Annotated in this window: 13 protein-coding genes; 2 read left to right on the forward strand and 11 right to left on the reverse strand. The window is 58.4% G+C overall.

Going from position 1 to position 16,013, the window contains the following annotated elements:
- Nucleotides 1-117: 117 nt before the first annotated feature.
- The 10 genes from EP166_RS18360 to EP166_RS18405 all read right to left on the reverse strand — a co-directional run bounded on the left by EP166_RS18360 (nt 118) and on the right by EP166_RS18405 (nt 11,460).
- Nucleotides 118-864, reverse strand: a complete 747-nt coding sequence (locus EP166_RS18360; RefSeq protein ID WP_127559792.1) for a TrmB family transcriptional regulator — start codon at nt 862-864, stop codon at nt 118-120.
- A complete protein-coding gene (locus tag EP166_RS18365; protein WP_127559794.1) occupies nt 861-1,580 on the reverse strand; it encodes a ferredoxin reductase domain-containing protein in 720 nt (239 codons plus the stop codon). Before EP166_RS18365 ends, EP166_RS18360 begins: the two co-directional genes overlap by 4 nt.
- A 71-nt stretch (nt 1,581-1,651) precedes the next feature.
- Complete coding sequence (locus EP166_RS18370) at nt 1,652-2,074, reverse strand: YgjV family protein (protein WP_127559796.1); 423 nt, start codon at nt 2,072-2,074, stop codon at nt 1,652-1,654.
- Nucleotides 2,075-2,178: 104 nt separating this feature from the next.
- Entirely contained in the window at nt 2,179-3,642 is a 1,464-nt protein-coding gene (ubiD, locus tag EP166_RS18375) for a 4-hydroxy-3-polyprenylbenzoate decarboxylase (protein ID WP_127559799.1), read from the reverse strand.
- A gap of 486 nt (nt 3,643-4,128) precedes the next feature.
- Nucleotides 4,129-4,509 carry a gamma-butyrobetaine hydroxylase family protein gene (locus tag EP166_RS18380; RefSeq protein WP_127559801.1) on the reverse strand — a complete coding sequence of 127 codons (381 nt, stop codon included), beginning with the start codon at nt 4,507-4,509 and terminating at the stop codon, nt 4,129-4,131.
- A 45-nt stretch (nt 4,510-4,554) separates the two neighbouring features.
- Nucleotides 4,555-5,898: an ATP-dependent protease ATPase subunit HslU gene (hslU, locus tag EP166_RS18385; RefSeq protein ID WP_127559803.1), complete on the reverse strand. Its 1,344-nt coding sequence runs from the start codon at nt 5,896-5,898 to the stop codon at nt 4,555-4,557.
- An 11-nt stretch (nt 5,899-5,909) separates the two neighbouring features.
- Nucleotides 5,910-6,428 (reverse strand): ATP-dependent protease subunit HslV, encoded by a 519-nt coding sequence (gene hslV / locus EP166_RS18390; RefSeq protein WP_127559805.1) that lies wholly within the window; start codon nt 6,426-6,428, stop codon nt 5,910-5,912.
- Between the two features lie 149 nt (nt 6,429-6,577).
- A complete protein-coding gene (locus EP166_RS18395; RefSeq protein WP_127559807.1) occupies nt 6,578-7,216 on the reverse strand; it encodes an SPOR domain-containing protein in 639 nt (212 codons plus the stop codon).
- A 2-nt stretch (nt 7,217-7,218) separates the two neighbouring features.
- Nucleotides 7,219-8,904: an arginine--tRNA ligase gene (gene argS / locus EP166_RS18400; RefSeq protein ID WP_127559809.1), complete on the reverse strand. Its 1,686-nt coding sequence runs from the start codon at nt 8,902-8,904 to the stop codon at nt 7,219-7,221.
- Nucleotides 8,905-9,255: 351 nt separating this feature from the next.
- A complete protein-coding gene (locus EP166_RS18405) occupies nt 9,256-11,460 on the reverse strand; it encodes a primosomal protein N' (protein ID WP_164744007.1) in 2,205 nt (734 codons plus the stop codon).
- A 178-nt stretch (nt 11,461-11,638) separates the two neighbouring features.
- On the opposite strand from EP166_RS18405, the gene rpmE reads away from it, so the two are divergent.
- Nucleotides 11,639-11,854, forward strand: coding sequence for a 50S ribosomal protein L31 (gene rpmE, locus EP166_RS18410; protein WP_127559813.1), 216 nt, complete (start codon nt 11,639-11,641; stop codon nt 11,852-11,854).
- A gap of 219 nt (nt 11,855-12,073) precedes the next feature.
- Nucleotides 12,074-13,321, forward strand: coding sequence for a malic enzyme-like NAD(P)-binding protein (locus tag EP166_RS18415; RefSeq protein ID WP_127559815.1), 1,248 nt, complete (start codon nt 12,074-12,076; stop codon nt 13,319-13,321).
- 84 nt (nt 13,322-13,405) lie between these two features.
- On the opposite strand, the gene EP166_RS18420 is transcribed toward EP166_RS18415, so the two are convergent.
- Nucleotides 13,406-15,793 carry a penicillin-binding protein 1A gene (locus tag EP166_RS18420; protein WP_164744008.1) on the reverse strand — a complete coding sequence of 796 codons (2,388 nt, stop codon included), beginning with the start codon at nt 15,791-15,793 and terminating at the stop codon, nt 13,406-13,408.
- Nucleotides 15,794-16,013 lie beyond the last annotated feature (220 nt).

A 16,013-nucleotide genomic window follows, 5' to 3' on the forward strand; every position in this document is an offset into this window, starting at 1 on the left:
GGGCTGTCACTCAAGTTTCGGAGTTTGGGTCGCCTTAGAGGTGTTAGCACACCCGGCGACCGTCGCTAATTCCCAGGCGAACTCCGAAACTTGAGTGACATCAATAGCCTGTCGACTCTACAAACTTTCCCACAATGTATTAAAAATAACCTGCTGCGTATTGGCGATGGTCGGCGAATTGATGACCACGGCCGTCGGCAAGTCACCATGACTCAGTGAGATCATCGCCACCTTGGGCGGGTAGATGGCAATGTAACTGCCGGCCCGGTCACTGGAGGGTTCGTTGATCCACTTCCGGTCGGCCAGTGCCGCTTCTTCACCGCCTTCACCAATGGCGATTACCTTGACCTTGATGCCCATCTTGACCCGCTGGCGGGTGTAATTGGGGAATGGGCGATACAGGTATTTCCGGATCGCTTTGGCTGAATAGATGCAGTAGCTGCGATTGTCCTGTTCGCTGACGGTGGAGAGGATGTCTTTCAGCACGAGTTCGATGCCGTCATCCCCTTCGTAATAGTGCACATCGGCATTACCGGTGGCCGGACGCAAATGGCTCAGTTCGGGAATGACTTTGTCGTCCAGCAACTCCAGCGCTTCCGTCACCTGCTGCTGGTGATTGAGGGCCAGTTCCCTGAGGCGTTGTGGCGGCTCGGCACTGAAATGCCGGCGTTTGCCCTTGGGAAAGTAGCTGACCACGCCCTTCTGCTGCATGCGTTTAAGCAGCTCATGCGTTGTTCCCCGATTGATGCCAGCGCGATCGGCGATGTCACGGATCGAGGCCGGACCCGATTGCAGCAGTGCCAGATACAACCGGGTTTCCCGGGGCTCCAGTCCGAAGATCTGCAGGACTTCGGCCGTGTTCATTGAGCCTCCCTCGGGGCGAACATAAAGACGTCGCTGAGCATGGCATCGCGACGAAAACCTTTGCTGCATAGGCTATCGAGCACGGTATAGACCATGGCGGGCGAGCCGCAGCATATCGCCTGGCACTGGTTAAGATCGCTGTGGTCGCCCAGAATGCTGTGCACCAGCATCTGGTGTTTGTCGTCCCAGTGGCTGTGTTCGGAGATCAGCGCAGAAACGTGAATGTTATCGTGCAGGTCGGCCCAATTCTCCGCTTTTTGCAGCATGTATAGCTGACTCAGCCGGTGCCCCGACCAGTACAGATGGATGGTGCGTCGGGTGTGCTGTGCGAGAAGGTCTTCAACAATGGATTTAACTTGGCTGAAGCCGGTTCCTGAAGCGATCAGTAACAGAGGGCCGTTTTCCTCCGGCAATACCTCGAGCCGGCAATCGCCACCCGCGGGGGCGAGTTCAACGGAGTCGGTATCTTTCAAATGGTCAATCAGGGCATCCGCCTGATCGGTACCCGTTTGAATATGCAGTTCCACACAGGGGCTGCTCGGGCTGCTGGCGATGGTGTAATACAGCGAGGTGAAACCGGGAACCATGAGCTCGGTAAATTGACCGGCGCAATAGGAATAGGAGGTGAGCGGCTTAAGTTGAACCATCCAGACACCGCCGCTGAGTTTTTTCAGGTCATGCAGGGTGGCAGTCGTGGTCGCGGACGCTTGAGACACTGGGCGGCTCCGTTTGGTTAATGTCAATGGACATTATACACAACTGAGCAAGCCCGGTGGAACCCTGGCTGTCAGGCCGCCAGGCGGTGTTCTGTCGCCGTCTCTTTCTGGTCGATCAGGGTAAATGCCTTTGGTTGAGCACCCCCGAATTCGACGAGAATCTGCTGGGTCTTGTTCAATGTCAGTAGTTGCGGCCAGATATCAGCCAGAACCGTCTGCACATAGGTATCACCAGCGGCAAACTCAACGGAGCGGCTCACGGTAGTTTGCCGCGACAGTTGCCACAGGTGCACCACATCGATCAGCACGATAAAGCCGTTCAGAATCGCCACCGGCCAGGAGCCAATCAGCAGACCATAGCTGGCAAAGGAGCCCGCGCCGACCAGATTGATCCAGCGCAGCTTGCGAATGTCGCTCATCATCAGGGAAATGGCGATCAACGCCGAGCCCAGGTAGCCGTAGAGCTCCAGCCAGTTCAGTTCCAAACCGTTCATCAATGTGCCTTGAGTTATAAAGTTGACTTAATGGTCAGGATTATAGGGGCAGATGATGTGCGATCCAAGAGGTCAGGTTGAAACACTGTGTTCAATAGTTGGCACTAAAACCCCAATTCCTGCATCAGAGTGTCAACCCGGGCAGACACTTGCGGGTCTTTAACGATGGCCCGACCCCATTCCCGGTCGGTTTCGCCCGGCCATTTGTTGGTTGCGTCCATGCCCATTTTGGACCCGAGGCCCGCCACCGGGCTGGCAAAATCCAGGTAGTCGATCGGTGTGTTGTTGATCATCACCGTATCGCGACTCGGATCCATGCGGGTGGTAATCGCCCAGATCACATCGTTCCAGTCCCGGGCATTCACATCGTCGTCCACCACGATCACGTACTTGGTGTACATAAACTGACGCAGGAAAGACCAGGCACCCATCATCACCCGCTTGGCGTGGCCGGGGTACTGCTTCTTCATGCTGATGATCGCCATGCGGTAAGAGCAGCCCTCGGGCGGTAGATAGAAGTCGACTATTTCCGGAAACTGCTTCTGCAGAATCGGCACGAACACTTCATTCAATGCCACGCCCAACACCGCCGGTTCATCGGGTGGCCGGCCGGTGAAGGTGCTGTGATAGATCGGGTCGGTACGGTGCGTCAGCCGCTCAACGGTAAACACCGGGAAGCGTTCCACTTCGTTGTAATAACCGGTGTGGTCACCGTAGGGCCCTTCATCGGCCATCTCATCGGGGTGCAAATAGCCTTCGAGAATAATCTCAGCGCTGGCAGGCACCATCAGATCGTGCGTCTTGCATTTGACCAGCTCGGTTCGGCTGTCGCGCAGCAAACCGGCAAAGGCGTATTCGGACAGAGAGTCCGGTACCGGCGTCACCGCCCCCAGAATGGTCGCAGGGTCAGCCCCCAGCGCCACGGCAATCGGAAACGGCTCGCCGGGCCGCTCTTTCTTCCAGGCCTGAAAATCAAGCGCCCCACCGCGATGCGACAACCAGCGCATGATCAGTTTGTTCTTGCCAATCACCTGCTGACGATAGATCCCCAGATTGGTACGGCCGCCGTTGGGGCCCTGGGTAATCACCAGCGGCCAGGTCACCAGCGGCGCGGCGTCTTCCGGCCAGCACGTCCAGATAGGCCATTGCGACAGGTCCACATCAGGCCCTTCGAGCACCACGTCCTGGCATACCGCTTTACGCACGGTCTTAGGCGCCATTGACAGCACTTTTTTAACCAGCGGCAGTTTATCCCAGGCGTCTTTCAACCCCTTGGGCGGATCAGGCTCTTTCAGATAGGCGAGTACCTTGCCGATTTCACGTAAGTCGGCCAGCGATTCAGCCCCCATACCCATGGCCACCCGTTCGGGCGTACCAAATAGATTACCCAATACCGGAATGGTGTAACCCGTCGGGTTCTCGAACAGCAGTGCCGGGCCTTGCTGACGCAAAACCCGATCGCACAGATCGGTCATTTCAAGATGAGGGCTGACCGGCTGAGTCACGCGGCGCAATTCACCGCGCGCTTCCAGCCCGGCGAGGAAGTCTCGGAGGTCTCGGTATTTCATCGGGTCCGGTATACCTGCTAAAAAAAGGAAAGACCGAATGCTAATGCATTGGCGGCAATATGACGAATGTGATGGGGGTGTCGTGTTCTGAGTTAGAAATTCGGTGATCAACTGTCTTCTTCGTCAACTCATAGTGTTGTGCCGGGAGGGCCACCGGGTGCGTCTACTGACGGCACGCCGTAAACCCTTCCCTGGGGGCTCGGAGACCGCATCCCTGCGGTCTAACGGCCGTCAGTAGACGCACCCGGCAGCCCTTTGATCACCTAGGGTTGAATCATCACGAATTTCTAACACAGAACACTTACTTGGGAGGTTGCACAAAACTTAGTGACGGGTAGCGGGTACACCTATCCGGGGAAGTCTGAGGCATGGATGCCGAAGCCTAGGCCCCATGGACGGGTTTACGCCGGCCCCGGATAGGTGTACCTGGTGCCTGGCACGGACGACCGGCACCCAACCCAGCCAAACGTTCAACCCGGGGGATAACTAGAGCTGCTTGGCCTGGATGAACTGTGGCTCGCGACTGGCACCGGCCTTACTGAGCCTGTCGAGGTAGGCTTGCCAGTAAGCACCCTGGTCGTCGCCCAGTTTGCGCAGATAGGCCCAGTCGTAGAGGCCGGAGTCGTGGCCGTCGTCGAAGGAGATTTTGACGGCGTAGCGGCCGGTGGGTTCTATGCCGGTGATGGTGACGTAGCGCTTGCCGACTTGCAGGACCTCCTGGCCGACGCCGTGGCCGCGGACTTCGGCTGAGGGGGAGTGGACTCGAAGGTACTCAGCGCTCAGGCGATGGGTGGTGCCATCGGCCCAGCCGAGTTCAAGTTCGGCGGCGTCTTTGTGGTAGGTGATGCGTTTGGGGGCCGTACTCATGGCGGGGTCTCCATGGCGGCGGAGTGGGGCTCCGCCGCCGGCCGGTTAGAGGATGAAGCGGCTCAGATCTTCGTTTTTCGACAGCTCGCCCAGGTACTTGTCGACATAGGCGGCGTCGATAGTGACCTTTTCGCCCCCCATTTCGCTGGCACGGTAGGAAAGATCCTCGAACAACCGTTCCATGATGGTGTGCAGCCGACGGGCACCGATGTTCTCGGTGTTCTCGTTGACCTGGAACGCCGTGTTGGCCAGGGCTTCAATGGCATCGTCGGTGAACTCGATGTTCAGGCCTTCGGCCTGCATCAGCTCTTTGTATTGCTCGGTGATGCAGTAGTCCGGTTCCGTCAGGATGCGTTTGAAATCGTCTGGCGTCAGAGCATTCAGTTCAACCCGAATCGGCAATCGGCCCTGAAGTTCCGGAATCAGATCGCTGGGTTTGGCGAAGTGAAAGGCACCGCTGCCGATGAACAGGATGTGATCGGTTCGGATCATGCCGTACTTGGTGGTGACGGTGCTGCCTTCGATCAGTGGCAATAAATCGCGCTGAACACCTTCGCGGCTGACATCACCGCCGCCCCGATTTTCAGTTTTGGCGATTTTGTCGATTTCATCGAGGAAGACGATGCCGTTCTGTTCGACGGCCTGTACCGCCTGCTGGCGCAGTTCGTCTTCGTTAACCAGTTTGGCGGCCTCTTCATCCGTCAGCACCCGCATGGCGTCTTTCAGCTTCATCTTGCGCTTCTTGGTGCGTTGCTTGCCCATGTTGGAGAACATGTTCTGCAACTGACTGGTCATCTCCTCCATGCCCGGAGGCGCCATGATTTCCACGCCGCCCGATTGCTCGGCGACTTCCAGCTCAATTTCCTTGTCGTCCAGTTCGCCCTGGCGAATCTTCTTGCGGAAGATTTGGCGGGTGCTGGAATCGGTTTTCGGGGCGTCGTTCTCTTCGTTGTCTTCGCTGTAACCGTTCCGTGCAGGGGGCAGCAGAATGTCGAGAATGCGATCTTCTGCGGCGTCTTCAGCGCGCGGACGGGCACTGAGCATGGCCTGTTCGCGGAACATTTTGATGCCGGTCTCGGCCAGGTCGCGGACAATGCTCTCTACATCACGGCCGACGTAACCGACTTCGGTGAACTTGGTGGCTTCAACTTTAATGAAGGGTGCATTGGCCAGCTTGGCCAGACGACGGGCAATTTCGGTTTTACCGACACCGGTGGGGCCGATCATCAGAATGTTTTTCGGGGAAATCTCTTCGCGCATGCGCTCGTCGAGCTGCATTCGGCGCCAGCGGTTGCGCAGAGCAATGGCTACTGAACGTTTTGCCTGGTCCTGGCCGATGATGTATTTGTCCAGTTCATGGACGATCTCGCGCGGGGTCATGGTTGACATCAGCTACCTCGTTAAAGCGCTTCAAAAACGGCGTTGTGATTGGTGAACACGCAGATATCGGCTGCGATATCCAACGCTCTCCGCGCGATGGCGTCAGCGTCCAGTTCGGTGTTTTCGTGCAGGGCTCGCGCCGCCGCCAAGGCGTAGTTGCCGCCAGAGCCAATGGCGACGATGCCATGCTCCGGTTCAACTACATCGCCGGTACCGGAGATTACCAGTGTGGTGTCTTTGTCGGCCACCACCAGCATGGCTTCCAGGCGGCGCAGGGCACGGTCGCTGCGCCATTCTTTGGCCAGTTCAACAGCAGAACGGGTCAGGTGGCCACTGTGCTGTTGCAGGTGGCCTTCGAATTTTTCAAAGAGGGTGAAGGCATCGGCGGTGCCACCGGCAAAGCCGGCGATCACTTTTTCGTGATACAGGCGGCGTACTTTGCGGGCGTTGCCTTTCATTACGGTGTTGCCCAGGGAAACCTGGCCGTCGCCACCGATCACTACGGTGTTGTCGCGACGCACGGAAACAATCGTCGTCATCTCTACATCCATTGAGGCTTTGTCGGATATGTGGGGGCGGGCGGCAAATTTCAAAGTGTTGGCGGGGCGTAAAGGCGAATGGGGCCGGTCGATGCCAGAGAGATCGTCGACCCCAATGACATCGGGGTCGTTGTTTTAACGTGCAAGCGTCAGTCGGCGTTACGTACCATTACTTCATGGTCGAGTTCAGCCAGAACGTCCTGGGCCCGGTTCAGGCGCGAACGATTGTCGAAGGGGCCGACCATCACGCGGTGGAAGGTGCCCCGGTCGCCAAGGTCGACGGTGCTCAGATGCGCTTCGGTCAGGCCGTTGATGATCAGCTCGGCGCGTAAGCGATCTGCGTCCGCCACTTTACTGAACGAGGCAACCTGAATGATCCAGCGCTCACCTCCAGCAGGTGTTGTCGGTGCCTGGGTGCCGGCTGGCGCATCGACGGTGCCTGGCGGTGTATTCGTTTCTGGCCGGGTCAGTTGAATCGGTACTTCATCGTCGCGCAACAGCCGATAGAACTCGAACGCCTGCTCCAGGGAGGGCTTCGAGGCTTCTTCTTCCGGTTCCGCGATCGGTTCAGGGTCTGTTTCCGCTGAAGAGCGCGATGGAATCTGAATTTGCTGCACTCGGTCGCGCACCGCCTGAGCACCCTGATCATCGGCCGGAATCTGGCTGAGGTAGGTTAGAAACCCGACAAAAGCCACCGACGCCAGGGTAGTAAACACCCACACCCAGCGCGGAATGCGGCTGCGTTCCGGTGGGGGCGGTGGTGGTTTGTTGGCGAAGTCACGCGCCATGGTTACATGCTCTCCGGTGCGCTGACGCCCAGCAGGTCGAGGCCATTGGCCAGTACCTGACCAACGGCGACAGCCAGGGCGACCCGGCCATTTCGCAGTTCGGCGTCATCAACCAGCATGCGGTTGTTGTTGTAATAGGCATGGAACTGGCTGGCCAGATCTTTCAGAAAGGTGGCTATGCCTGCCGGCTCCAGTGACTGGCCGGCATGGGCCACAGCCTCCGGGTAACGGCGCAACTGGGTCATCAGTGCCCGTTCGTCGTCCAGCTCCAGCTTACTCAGAGCGTCGATGCCCTGTTGTTGATCGTAGCGGTGACCTTCCTGTTCGAGCTTGCGCAGCAACGCATGTACCCGGGCATGGGCGTACTGTATGTAGTAGACCGGGTTATCGTTGCTCTGGCTGCGCGCCAGGTCAATATCGAACGTCAGCTGCGAATCGGCACGGCGGGATACCAGGAAGTACCGGGTGGCGTCGCTGCCGACTTCATCGATGAGATCACGCAGGGTGACATAGTCGCCCGCTCGCTTGGAAATTTTAACTTCTTCACCGCCTTTGGTAACCATCACCATCTGGTGCAGCACATAGTCCGGATAGCCTTCCGGAATACCCAGTTGCAGTGCTTGCAGGCCGGCACGTACCCGGGTGACGGTGCTGTGATGGTCTGCGCCCTGCTCGTTGATTACTCGCTTGAAGCCGCGGTCGAACTTGTCTTTGTGGTAGGCAACATCCGGCAGGAAGTAGGTATAGCCGCCATCCCGCTTGCGCATGACACGGTCTTTATCGTCACCAAATTCGGTGGTTTTCAGCCAAAGGGCGTCATCCGATTCATAGGTGAAGCCTTGCTCGATCAGGCGCTGCACCGTCGCTTCCACCTTGCCATCGTCGTACAGCGAGGATTCCAGAAAGAAGACATCGAACCGCACGCCAAAGGCTTTTAGATCCAGGTCCTGCTCACGGCGGAGGTAGGCGACGGCGAACTGTTGAATGGCATCAAAGTTGTCGGCATCAGCAACACCGGTTACGTGCCGGTCATCGGCATCAATGGTGTCACCGTTCATGTAGCTATTGGCGACATCGGTGATGTAGTTGCCCCGGTAGCCATCGGCGGGCCAGCCGCTGTCATCCGGGCCCATGCCCTTGGCACGGGCCTGAACAGACAGAGTAAGATTCTTGATTTGGGCGCCGGCGTCGTTGTAATAAAACTCCCGGGTCACGTCCCAGCCATTGGCCGCCAGTAACCGGCACAACGAATCACCAACGGCGGCACCGCGACCGTGACCGACGTGCAATGGGCCGGTCGGGTTGGCTGACACAAATTCGACCTGGACTTTCTCCCCCTGGCCAGTGGTGTTGCGACCAAAGGCGGCACCCTGGCTGAGAATATCGGCGACAATTTCCGCACTGGAAGCGCCTGCCAGAAACACGTTAATAAATCCGGGTCCGGCAATCTCGACTTTGCTGATCAGGGAGTTTTCAGGCAATGCGGCAATGATCTGTTCGGCCATGGCGCGTGGTGGCTGCCCGCAGGGTTTGGCCAGAGTCAGGGCAATGTTGCTGGCCAGGTCGCCATGTGACTTGTCGCGCGTGTTGTCGACCATGATGCGCACCGGATGTTGCTCGGGGATAACACCGCTGGACTTCAACTGGCTGACAGCCTGGTTCAGTAACTCGGCAACCTGATCTTTCATTGTGTGTGAAACTCCCGTTTATAGCGTAGGCGGAACAGAGGGCGCTCACCCGACTGGGCGGTGGAGGCTGTTTGAATGCTGGGCATTATCCATGAAACCCCTGTCGGACTCCACCGCTTAGGGCGGCTTGAGTAAGGGCCGCAGGTTGCAATTCAAGTTTCGGAGTTCGAGTCCGCATAGGTGGCGGTGGTCCGCGCCGGATACCGGGTGTGCCTCTGTCGGGTCGGCGTAGATCCGTCCATGGAGCCTAGGCCGCAGCCGAGGCGTCGGACCGATCCATACTGCGGACTACCCCACAGAGGCACACCCGGCACCCGCCGCTGGTCGCCTTAGCGAACTCCGATACTTGAGTTACATTAGATCAATCGGGTCAATGTCCAGATGCCAGCTGACATGGCGTTGCTGGCGTGGGTAGTCGGCTACCAGCGGTTGCAGCGCTGTGTGCAGGCGGCTGCGCTGATCGCTCTGCACCAGCAGGGTAAAACGGTGCTTCCCGGCGCGTCGTGACAGCAGGGCGGGCAGTGGACCGAATACCCGGATGCCCGGTTCGGCCAGCAGTCGCCCGGCCATTTCTTTTAACAGCTGTTCTGCCCGTTGCGGGTAGGCACTGTCGCTGCGCAGGCAGGCCAGATAGCCAAAGGGCGGTAGTCCTGAGCGCTGACGTTCTGCCAACAGTTGTGTCGCGAAGGCAGGATAATCCTGCTCCAGCAGGGGTGTAAAGAAGGGGTGGTCCGGGTGAAAGGTCTGCAGCACCACCTCGCCTGCCAGGTCGCCCCGGCCCGAGCGGCCGGATACCTGAACCAGAAGTTGGCCCATGCGTTCGCGGGCGCGGAAGTCGGCACTGAACAGGCCTGCGTCCATATCGATGATGCCGACCAGCGTTACGCGCTCGAAATGGTGACCCTTTGCCAGCATCTGGGTACCAACCAGTATGGCGGGGCCATCTGCCTGGGCGCGGTTCAGTTGTTGCTCGAGGTCACGCGCATTGGCGACCGAGTCGCGATCAAAGCGAATAATGGGGGTGTCCGGAAACCAGGTTGCCAGTGCTTCTTCAGCGCGTTCAGTACCGGCGCCCAGAGGGGTCAGGTCGGTTGAGCCGCAATCAGGGCATTGTTGTTGCGGTCGCTCCTGATGGCCGCAGTGATGACACAGCATCTGGTGACGGCCGCGATGATAGGTTAGGCGGGCATCGCAAAACGGGCAATCCGACATCCAGCCGCACTGACGACAGAACCAGGAAGGCGCATAACCGCGCCGGTTTAGAAACAACAATACCTGGTTGCCGCCTTCAAGGTGCTGGCGAACCCGGTGCAGCAGGCGTTCCGAGACGCCGTGCTCCTGGCGCTGCTTGCGCATGTCGATGGTTTCCAGCCGGGCTCGCGTCTGACCCTGGGCCCGTTGCTGCAGTTGCTGGTGTTGGTAGCGGCCTTGCTGGGCGTTGTGCAGGGATTCCAGTGACGGCGTCGCCGAGCCCAGCATAACCGGTATGTTCAGCAGGCGGGCCCGGTAAATGGCCAGGTCCCGGGCGTGGTAGCGCAGGGTGTCTTGTTGCTTGTAGGAGGCATCATGCTCCTCATCGACGACAATCAGCCCCAGGTCCGGTATGGGCGTCAGGATGGCAGAACGGGTCCCCAGAATGATGCTGGCCTCACCCGCCTGGGCCCGCAACCAGGCGTTGTTGCGCTGTTTGTCGGTCATACCGCTGTGAAGGGCCACCAGGTTGTCCTGAAAGCGTTGCTGGAACCGGGCCAGTGTTTGTGGCGTCAGGCCTATTTCCGGAACCAACACCAGGACGCGCTTGCCGCGTTCCAGCGCGCGTTGCATGGCCTGCAAATAGACTTCGGTCTTGCCACTGCCGGTGACCCCTTCGAGCAGTTGTACGGCAAAGCCTTCGACTGGCAGAGTCGACAATGCGGCTGCCTGGTCCGGGTTCAGTGCCAGCGCTTGCTGCCGCAGTGCCCCCGTGGGGCTGGCTGGCAGCAGCTGGGCCGGGCGTTGCTTGAGCAGGCGCTTGTCGATGAGGCCCTTCCAATGGGTGCGGTCGACACCCTTGCCTCTCAGTAGTGCCGGCGTGCAGACCTGCCCGGCTTTAGTCAGCGACTGGAGCAAGGCAAGCGCCTCACGCTGGCGACGGCCTTTGAGTTTGTCGGGGTCAAGATGTTCACCGGAGACCGTCAATTCAAGCTGTGGCTCGTCATTCAACTCGGCTGGCTCGCCAGACCGGAGTGCGGCTGGAAAGGCCAGCATGTAGGCCGGGTAGGCGTCGTATAAGTAGTAGCGGCTGACCCACTGCGCCAGTTGCAGCACATCGGGGCTGAGCAGGGGGGCGTCATCAAGTACGTCGGTTATGCTTTTCAGGGTGTTACTGTCGCCAGGCTGTGCCGGGCGAACAGCGGTCACCATGCCGACCACTTGGCGCGATCGCAGCGGCACTGTGCACCGACAGCCGGGAACCGGCATCTGGCCCGGCTCGATCCGGTAGCTTAGCGGGCCTGCGAAAGGGCCTGGTACGGTGATATCAGCGATGCGCAGCGGGTCTTTGGAAGTGGTTGTCAATCGATCAGACTCTGGTATGATTGCGCTCCCATTTTTGGGGCATTGGTCTTGCTAGCGGCTCGTCAACAGTGACTACTGGAGACAGCAGCGAACAGGCATTGTGCCCTGAACCTGTTTCTTTCGTCAAAGTGCGGTGCCCGGCAATAATGACCGGGTGGCGGCGCAACAGAGGTGACCCATGAAAGCTGATATACATCCGAACTATGTGGAACTGACGGCCAACTGCTCCTGCGGTAACGTCATCAAGACTCGCTCAACCCGTGGCGGTGAAATGCACCTCGACGTTTGCTCCGCTTGCCACCCTTTCTATACCGGCAAGCAGAAGATTGTTGACTCAGGCGGCCGTATCGATCGCTTCAAGTCACGTTTCTCTGCACGCAAGATCGGCAAATAAGCTCTATTTGTCCGTCTATACGCAGTGCAATGAAAAAGCCCGGCTCCGCCGGGCTTTTTTGTATCTGGTGGCCGTGAATACGGCATTCGAAGATTTCTTGCGTAGTCAGCAAGACAGTCGTGCACTATCCTCTGGCTCGATTGCTTGAGCGACCCGAAGCGCTTCGTTATGCTTTGCGGGCTTTCCTACCTATCTGCACAATAATAATGGACACCGATCATGTCAGACGAGTTAAAGCGCGACGCGCTTGAATACCACGCCATGCCCCGCCCGGGTAAGCTCAGTATCGAAATCACCACGCCCGCCGAAACCTCACGACACCTTTCCCTGGCCTACAGCCCGGGTGTTGCAGAGCCGGTGCGCGCCATTGCCGAAGATCCGGAAAATGCTTTCAAATACACCATGAAAGGCAACCTGGTCGCTGTTATTTCCAACGGTACCGCTATTCTTGGCCTCGGAAACCTGGGATCGCTGGCCAGTAAGCCAGTGATGGAAGGCAAGGCTTTGCTGTTCAAGCGTTTTGCCAACATCGACTCGATCGACATTGAACTCGATACTGAAAACGTAGATGAAATCGTTATGGCCGTTTCGTTGATGGCTGAAACCTTTGGCGGCATCAATCTTGAAGACATCAAAGCGCCGGAGTGTTTTGAAGTCGAGCGCCGGCTGATTGAAAAGTGCAAGGTGCCGATTTTCCACGATGACCAGCACGGCACGGCCATTGTGACGGTCGCAGGCATGCTCAACGCCCTTGAGATTCAGGGTAAATCGCTGGCGACTGCCAAACTGGTCGTCCTGGGTGCCGGTGCAGCGGCCATTTCCTGTTCGCGCCTGCTGGTGTCGGCTGGCCTGCCGCTGGAAAACCTGTTGATGATCGACCGCAAGGGTGTCATCCACACCGGACGGGATGATTTGAATCAGTACAAGCGCGAATTCGCCAATCCGGTCACCACTGCGCGCACGCTGGACGATGCCATCGATGGCGCGGATATGTTCCTGGGGCTTTCAGGGCCGGACATGCTCAGCGCCGAGCAATTAAAGAAAATGGCACCCAACCCCATCGTGTTTGCCTGTGCCAACCCGGACCCGGAAATCAAGCCAGAACTGGCCCTGGCCACCCGGGATGACCTGATTATGGCTACCGGCCGGTCCGACTATCCGAACCAGGTCAACAACGTGCTTGGCTTCCCCTTTGTATTTCGGGGAGCGCTTGATGTGCGCGCAACGGCCATCAACGAAGAAATGAAGCTGGCCGCTGCCTACGCGATCAAGGAGCTTGCTCGTGAAGAGGTTCTGCCGGAAGTGGTGGCGGCCTATGGCGGCGAGCAATGGTCTTTCGGCCGCAACTACATTATTCCCAAGGCACTCGATTCACGCCTGTTGAACCGGGTTGCCGGTGCGGTTGCGCGAGCTGCGGTGGAGACTGGCGTCGCCCGATTGCCATTGCCGGATGAATACAAACTCTGAGCAGTCTCTTTACCGGACTACCCATAAAAAAGGCCCTTACAGGGCCTTTTTTTTTATGTTTGACGAGCCCCGAACAGGGGCTTGTCAGAACAGCATTTCGGGCGAGATGGCATCATTGCCAGTGCTGCTGTCGCCGTTGCCGTCCGAGGAAAAGTCGATCGTTACATCTTCGCGGCTGACTTCAGTCGGTGCTGTCCCCTCCCTGAATATCTCGAACACGGCATTTGGCTGATTGGGCCGGGCCAGCAAGCCCGTTGCCGGGTCGATGCGAATACGCTCTATGCCAACCGGCTGCGACAGGGAGTTACTGCTCTGACCTTCCAGGGCGGCTTGCATGAAGGTAATCCAGGCCGGCAAGGCAGCCTTGCCACCAAACTCGGCTTGCCCCAAACCCCGATTGTCGTCAAAGCCGATCCAGGCAGCCGTCACGACATCTCCGTTGTAACCACTGAACCAGGCATCGACTGCATTGTTGGTGGTCCCGGTTTTGCCGGCCAGGTCATCGCGACCCATGGACGAATAGGCAACGCGCCCGGTACCGCGGCGTACCACGTCTTTCAGCATGGAATCCATCAGATAAGCGGTTTGCTCCGACATGACCTGGGGGGCATAGCGTGGCTGGGCCGGCCCGGCGGTGGTCTCGGCGGTCGGATCGTCTTCGAGGTTCAGTGCTATCGGGGCGACATCGACCGCTTTTGTCTCGGCCTGGGCAGCGGTGGATTCGTCACCGGTCTCCAGTTCAAAGGGGCGAGGGGTTTCCGGGCAGTTTTTACACACAACAGCCGGGTTGGCATCAAAAATGATATTGCCATTAGCATCGGCGATGCTGTCGATGAAGTAAGGCTCAATCAGATAGCCCCCGTTGGCAAAGACCGCATAGGCCCGGGCGATGTCCATGGGGGACGCCGCCGTGCTCCCCAGGACAAGCGTCATGTCCCGTGCCAGGTTGTTCTGATCGAAACCGAACCGTTCCGCATAACGACGGGCATAGTCGACCCCGATGTCCTCGAGGATGCGGATTCCGGATAAATTGCGCGACTGATAGAGGGCCTGACGCAGTGGGATTGGACCCAGATACCGGTCACCGGAATTACGCGGTCGCCAAACGTCTTCGAGCAGCGAGTCGGATCGTACGATGGGGGCATCGTTCACAATCGTCGCTGGCGTAAAGCCTTTATCCAGTGCTGCGGCATACACAAAAGGCTTGAAGACAGATCCGGGTTGTCGGCTGGACTGAACGGCCCGGTTGTATTTTGACAACAGGAAGTCGAAGCCGCCGACCAGCGCGTTAACGCTGCCGTCGCTCGGGTTCAGTGACACCAGAGCGCCTTGAGCCCAGGGTACCTGAGTCAGTTGCCATTGGTCGTCGATTTGAACCACGCGCACCAGGTCACCGGGTTCAGCGATGTCCGCAGCCGTTTCGGGCGCCGGGCCCATGCTGTCTTCGGTGATGTAGGGGCGTGCCCACTGCAGTTCCGTCAGAGGGATATCAACCGGTTCACTGCCGCGTGGCATGACGCGCAACGCTTCATCGGTAGCCGCGATGACCACCGCTGGTGTCAGGCCGCCGTAGCGTGGTGTACGATCGATCAGTTCGCGCCAGCGTGTCAGGGCTTCTTCTTCAGACAAGCCTTCCACATCATAGTGGTCTTCGGGGCCGTGATAGCCGTGACGGCGGCTGTAGTCGGTCAGCGCCTGGCGAATCCCCCGATTGGCCGCCGCTTGCAAGCGGGTGTTCAGTGTGGTGTGTACGGTGTAGCCATCGGTATAGGCAGCCTCGCCATACTGTTGAACCATGTGGTCGCGTACCATCTCTGCCAGGTAGGAGGCTTCGATCTGCGGCCGGCTACCACTGAAGCCTGCTGTGAGCGGTGACTGAACGGCCGCTTCATAGGTTGCCTGTGGAATGAAGCCCAGTTCCGCCATCCGGCCCAGGACCATGTCACGCCGGCGCTTGGCCCGGTCGGGGTTGATCAGGGGGTTGGCGGCCGACGGGGCCTGGTGCAGGCCAGCAATCATCGCCAGTTCCGGTAGGGTCAGGTCGTTAACATCACGGTCGTAATACACATCGGCAGCGGCCTGAATGCCGTAGGCGCGATAGCCTAGAAAGTGCTTGTTCGCATAGAGCTCGAAGATCTCCTGCTTGCTGAGTTCCCGCTCCATCTGGAACGCGAGCAGAATTTCTGTGAATTTCCGGGTGATGGTCTTGTCGCGTGTCAGGAAGAAGTTACGGGCCACCTGTTGCGTCAGGGTCGAGCCCCCGGGGCCATCGGTTTCACCAGTCATCAGTACCGTCAGTACCGCCCGGGTAAACCCTGACGGATCCACGCCCAGGTGATCCTCAAAGTGTTGATCTTCAATGGCGATCAGGGCCTTGACGAACAAGGGTGGAATCTCGTCGAACTGAATCGGGTTGCGACGCTGTTCACCGAACTCGGCAATAAGCTCGTTATCGGCGCTTACGACGCGCATGGGAGTTTGCAGCTGAATGTCTCTTAAAGTCTGTACGTCGGGTAAAGACGGGCTAAGATACAGATAGACACTGGCTGAAATGAGAACCAGGGCACAAATCAAAGAGAAGATTGCCCACAGAATAGCGCTTGCTGATTTGACCAAATACTTCATGTTTTCCCAATTAAATGAAGGGGTTAGCTGAAAACCGCCGTAAAAGGCCGTCATTATAGGCAGAAAT

The organism is Saccharospirillum alexandrii, from assembly GCF_004000275.1.
Taxonomy (GTDB): domain Bacteria; phylum Pseudomonadota; class Gammaproteobacteria; order Pseudomonadales; family Natronospirillaceae; genus Saccharospirillum; species Saccharospirillum alexandrii.